Annotated in this window: 6 protein-coding genes and 1 pseudogene; 1 reads left to right on the top strand and 6 read right to left on the bottom strand. The window is 52.1% G+C overall.

The window, feature by feature from the left end; translation table 11 throughout:
- Positions 1-242, top strand: a pseudogene (locus tag H7F11_RS16485) (IS3 family transposase); the annotation flags it as partial.
- 171 nt (positions 243-413) lie between these two features.
- On the opposite strand, the gene H7F11_RS16480 reads toward H7F11_RS16485, so the two are convergent.
- The 6 genes from H7F11_RS16480 to H7F11_RS16455 form a co-directional block, all read right to left on the bottom strand.
- A complete protein-coding gene (locus H7F11_RS16480; RefSeq protein WP_193651907.1) occupies positions 414-704 on the bottom strand; it encodes a DUF6506 family protein in 291 nt (96 codons plus the stop codon).
- An 81-nt stretch (positions 705-785) separates the two neighbouring features.
- Entirely contained in the window at positions 786-1,499 is a 714-nt protein-coding gene (locus H7F11_RS16475; RefSeq protein WP_193651908.1) for a hypothetical protein, read from the bottom strand.
- Between the two features lie 94 nt (positions 1,500-1,593).
- Positions 1,594-2,046: a YiiD C-terminal domain-containing protein gene (locus H7F11_RS16470; RefSeq protein ID WP_193651909.1), complete on the bottom strand. Its 453-nt coding sequence runs from the start codon at positions 2,044-2,046 to the stop codon at positions 1,594-1,596.
- A 93-nt stretch (positions 2,047-2,139) separates the two neighbouring features.
- Positions 2,140-2,691 (bottom strand): hypothetical protein, encoded by a 552-nt coding sequence (locus tag H7F11_RS16465; protein WP_193651910.1) that lies wholly within the window; start codon positions 2,689-2,691, stop codon positions 2,140-2,142.
- Positions 2,692-2,777: 86 nt separating this feature from the next.
- The gene (locus H7F11_RS16460; protein WP_193651911.1) at positions 2,778-3,728 is read right to left on the bottom strand and encodes a hypothetical protein; all 951 of its coding nucleotides are present in this window, start codon (positions 3,726-3,728) and stop codon (positions 2,778-2,780) included.
- Positions 3,729-3,878: 150 nt separating this feature from the next.
- The coding region (locus H7F11_RS16455) for an integrase core domain-containing protein (RefSeq protein ID WP_193658287.1) at positions 3,879-4,241 on the bottom strand (363 nt) is incomplete at its 5' end.

Below are 4,241 nucleotides of genomic sequence, written 5' to 3'. Positions count from 1 at the left end.
GGATCTGGGTGCGTGACTTCATCGCCTGGTACAACCATGAGCATCGTCACAGCCGCATTCGCTTCGTCACCCCCGCCCAGCGCCATCGGGGCGAGGATCATGCACTGCTGACGAGGCGCCATGACCTCTATGAGGCGGCCAAGGCGAGAAACCCAGCGCGCTGGTCAGGCCACACACGCAATTGGACACCCGTCGGTGCGGTAGATCTGAACCCGCAGCGGCAGGATAAAAAGGTTACTTAAAAAATGGGGGACGCGACAACTACCTTGACAGACGCCGTCGGAGTACTTCCCAAATATATATTTCCTGTGCAGCCCGATCGGCGCGCAGAACCGGGCTCGTCCAACAAACGGTTCAGATCGTGGCTTCGCACGATCTAACCTTATTCGTTAGGCCGTATTAGGCGCACCTTGCTATTTGGCATACAACAACCGATACACACCGTCAATTGACGGTGGGCCATAAGTCACAACGCCGACAGGCACCGCGTAGTTGATGGCTTCGAGAACCTTACCTGTCCACACGGGGCTAAAGCCGCTGCAAAGCTCAATAAGTTGAATGCCTTCGGCGACCATTTCTTGCGCAACGGCTGGGCCTTGACTCGCATTTTTTACGCCAACCACTTTCATGGAAAACCGTTCCGTGCCTTGATGCTGAACGAAGTCGTCCCCGACGACGATAAAGCCGAACTTTGTAAGTGCCATAAAAACTCCAATGAAAAATGAACAATGCTTCCGTTTCGCCTAACGCCAGCGGTGAGGCGCCGGGTGAAGCGCGCGAGCGCTTTACCCGGTCGCTCTCGACCGCCTTGTTAGCGCCTCTTCGTGCCTCGCCCACCAACCATCAATGATTTCCGACATCTCGGGTTTGAAGGCGGCGATGTAATCGCTTGCTATGCCCTTAGCACCCGTTGCGTGCGGTAGGGCGACGACAGCAAGCTCTTCATACTGCTGAAAGCCGAAACGGAATCGCCTGCGGCGCTTTCCGTTGCAGTAAACGTCTTTCTGAAGCCATTGAATCTCACCTTTACGGGCACCGAAGATTGTCTCCACCTTCGTACTGAGTGCTGGCGAGGTGAACGCCCACAGTAGTTCCTTGCCGAAGAAGAATATGATGCCGGGTTTCAAGGCTGAGCATGTCTCCAAGAATGACTCGTGATCCTCGATGCACGCGCGCTGAGTGTTCATGCCATGCACATTGTTTGAACAGGTCTGTAGCCAGTTGGTCTGGATGATCGATCGCTCAAATTGACCCGCTATCCGCTTACTCCGCGCCAACTCGTACCCCCAAAGCTCGAACCAAGAAACAATCCTGTTTCTGAAGGGGTAGTCGTTGACCTCGCTGTCAGAGAAGAACGACTTATGCGAGTCCGATCGGTCTATTCCCGCCGCGTCCTGACGTTCGTCATCTTTGCTGTAGCCGTGGTTGATGCCGCAAAGCAGAAGCCCGCCTTCTCTGTTCTCCTCAAAAATCAGCGTATGAATTGGCAGTTCTTCCATCTTCTCTCCGGCACGCTAACGTAGAGCTAACCGGCGCTGCGCGGCTTTATCGTGCAGCGTCCAGCGACCGAATGGAGCGAGTTTGATCGCCATGTTAGCCACCGAAGGCTCCCAGTGCTACAAAATCACCTTCGAAATGTCCGGCATCAGCCCCCTCTTGCATGAGTACTGAAGAGACAGTGATTCGAGCGCGCCCCTTTCGCTGAAGCATACGCGTAAATGTTTTCCAGGCTTCGGCAGATGGTGCTGTTGCCCTGGCCGAAAAACTTCCAGTGACTGCTTTCTCGTAGCTCATGGTATTGCGTTGAATAACGAGGGTGCACTTGAAATCCGATGCAGTGAGTTTCGTATGGAGAAGCGTCCACGCCGAAAGGATTGTCAGCGCCGAGGCGCTACCGCCAAATACCGCTTCTCGGTGATTGATGTTTGGTGCCAGTGGAGCACCGAGGACGACTTGCTCTGGCGTTGCATCGAGGACAGAAACTTGCATAGCCAGTGACAGAGGGATGTGCTCGTGGAGGTAGGTTTCGAGTTCGCGTAGGTTCACAGCATTCGCTCTTAAGGTGGCTAATGTATGAGCAACCGGCCTGCGCGGCTTTTTGCGCAGGCACGATTGACTGCCGGGTTAGCAGGCAAACGGCTAAGCATCGATTTTGACTCTTAGCATTCTCGCGTCGGAGGCGATGAGGTCGTAGCGATCGACGAAGGAGTGAATCTTCTCTCTATCTTCGCCGTAGGTTTCGCACCACTTACCGCAAGCCTGTCCAATCGCATAGATAAGCTTCTGAAGATTGTAATACCCTGCTCTAGTTTCATCAAACGCCACCCCTGGGGGTATTTCTCCGACATAGGGAATTAGCCTCCTTGTTCTTCCTGAAAGCACTTTCCTTGAGTCCAAATTGCTCATGTGAAGAAGGGAGTTTCGATGTTCCCATAACTCATCTGCCGTTATGCCAAGGGCAGATAGGTCGGCGTACCTGTTGAGCCACTTCACGAAAGCGTTTTCGTCAGGAATATCTCCATACTCGACAAATGCAATGGAATCGATTGCGATAGCCAATAGTTTTGCGGCAGACACATAGTGTTGGTTCTGAAACAGGATACGGACAGGCTGAAAGAAATCCGCATTGAGAAGGCCCGTAAAATCGAAACCTCCTTCAGTAAAGAAAGTGCCAAAGTAATCGACGGACATATATGCCTGCTAACGATAAATTAACAGGCGCTTAAAAGTGGCGCGACGAAGGAGCACCGCTTTTAAGCGTCCTGTTGAATGCCAAGTTAGCCCTGTGAGCTACTCTGCTGTGCAACAAGGGCATCGAAATCATAAAGTTTTATGGCGATCGGGAAAGGTAGATCGGAAAGTCGACTCTCGGCCAACTGCTTAACTTCGTTAGCGTCGCTGTCGTTGACGAGCGCCAAAATGAAAGAGAAATTACGGCGCTGTTCCTCACTGAGGGACTGAAACAGGGCTTCGAGGCTGCGCCGGAGTGGTTGCCACATGCTCATATTCATTGGTACCGATCGACGGGACTTGAAGTATTTTACCTCTATTGCTGTTAATGCTCCGCCTCGTCTAGCAATGCCGTCAAAATGAAAGCGCGACTGTCCAAACTCTATCTTCATCTCTCTATCTATGGGCACTCCAAGTTCCTTCTCTAGAGACTCTAGAGCGAGTTTTTCGGCAAGTCGCACGTCACGCACTCGCCTCTCTGAAATTTGAGCTACGATTAAATCCATTTGGTTCCGTTGTGAGCGCGTAGTAGCACTGTCAAATTCAAGAAGGACTGCCTCGACGTTGTTTATCCATTGTTCAATTGACGGAGGCGGATTAGGTGTTGTGTCTGAATTGTTTTGCCGGGAGGGTTGTTCAATGTCCTGATTTTGAATTTGTGATGAATATGATTCAGCCACTTCCCCCAGCACAACTGCGTTGGCTTCCTTTTCTTTGTATTCAAGAACCTCACTGTAAGTTGATTTCTTGAGGATGTTTACAAAATTGTCTTCGTCCCTGAAGTCGGATGGAACATATAACACACGGTGATTTAAATTTAGGGTGAGGAAAAATAGAGTGATCAAAGCAAACGGAAACAGCATCAGAAACCATATGTATAACGCTTGGTTATCTGGTGCTATGAGTGGCAAGACTGCTGTGCCACTAATCTCAGCAATTCCAGCAAAGATGGCTATTATAGTAAGTGGATTCTTGACTGATGTGAGCTTGTTATCCAATGAATTACCTCAGTATGGTCTAACGCCAGCGTTCAGCGGGCGCCGCGTTTTCGCGGCGATCCACTGGAACGCTTTGTTGGGCGCCGACTTCCGCGAGAACGCCAGCTATGAACCGGCGTCTGTCAAGGTAGTTGTCGCGTCCCCCATTTTTTAAGTAACCTTTTTATCCTGCCGCTGCGGGTTCAGATCTACCGCACCGACGGGTGTCCAATTGCGTGTGTGGCCTGACCAGCGCGCTGGGTTTCTCGCCTTGGCCGCCTCATAGAGGTCATGGCGCCTCGTCAGCAGTGCATGATCCTCGCCCCGATGGCGCTGGGCGGGGGTGACGAAGCGAATGCGGCTGTGACGATGCTCATGGTTGTACCAGGCGATGAAGTCACGCACCCAGATCCGGGCAGCTTCAAGGCTTGCAAAGCCGCTTTCCGGCCACTGTGGGCAGTATTTCAGCGTCCGGAACAGCGACTCTGAATACGGGTTGTCATTGCTGACCCGTGGTCGGCCACGGGTCAGCAA

Origin of the sequence: Acidithiobacillus sp. HP-2 (assembly GCF_015100155.1) — a bacterium.
Taxonomy (GTDB): Bacteria; Pseudomonadota; Gammaproteobacteria; order Acidithiobacillales; family Acidithiobacillaceae; genus Acidithiobacillus.
This window is presented reverse-complemented; position numbering and strand designations above follow the sequence as displayed.

Bases quoted from the DNA above. Each gene is read 5' to 3' on its own strand.
- H7F11_RS16480 (WP_193651907.1), bottom strand. From the start codon at position 704: ATGGCACTTACAAAGTTCGGCTTTATCGTCGTCGGGGACGACTTCGTT.
- H7F11_RS16475 (WP_193651908.1), bottom strand. From the start codon at position 1,499: ATGGAAGAACTGCCAATTCATACGCTGATTTTTGAGGAGAACAGAGAA.
- H7F11_RS16465 (WP_193651910.1), bottom strand. From the start codon at position 2,691: ATGTCCGTCGATTACTTTGGCACTTTCTTTACTGAAGGAGGTTTCGAT.